Source organism: Micromonospora arborensis, assembly GCF_003205615.1.
In the GTDB taxonomy this organism is placed as follows: domain Bacteria; phylum Actinomycetota; class Actinomycetes; order Mycobacteriales; family Micromonosporaceae; genus Micromonospora; species Micromonospora arborensis.
Genome location: NZ_PYBV01000169.1, coordinates 1 through 312 on the forward strand (window position 1 = coordinate 1; position 312 = coordinate 312).

A 312-nucleotide genomic window follows, 5' to 3' on the forward strand; every position below is an offset into this window, starting at 1 on the left:
CCGGCACGAGACGGCCGCGTTCAAACGGGCGCTGGGCCAGGCCGCCTACCGGGTACCGATCAGCTCGATCAAATCGATGGTCGGGCATTCGCTCGGCGCGATCGGGTCGATCGAGATGGCCGCCTGCGCGCTGGCCATCGAGTTCGGTGTGGTGCCGCCGACGGCGAACTGGAGCACCCGGGACCCCGAGTGCGACATGGACTACGTTCCGAACGAGGCACGGGAGGTCCCCGTGGACGTCGCGCTGTCGGTGGGCAGCGGGTTCGGTGGCTGCCAGTCGGCGACGGTGCTCCGCCGGCTGGCCGGGACGGT

Annotated in this window: 1 pseudogene; it reads left to right on the forward strand. The window is 70.8% G+C overall.

Annotated elements, in window-relative coordinates:
- Positions 1-312: pseudogene (locus C7C45_RS33295) on the forward strand (beta-ACP synthase); the annotation flags it as partial.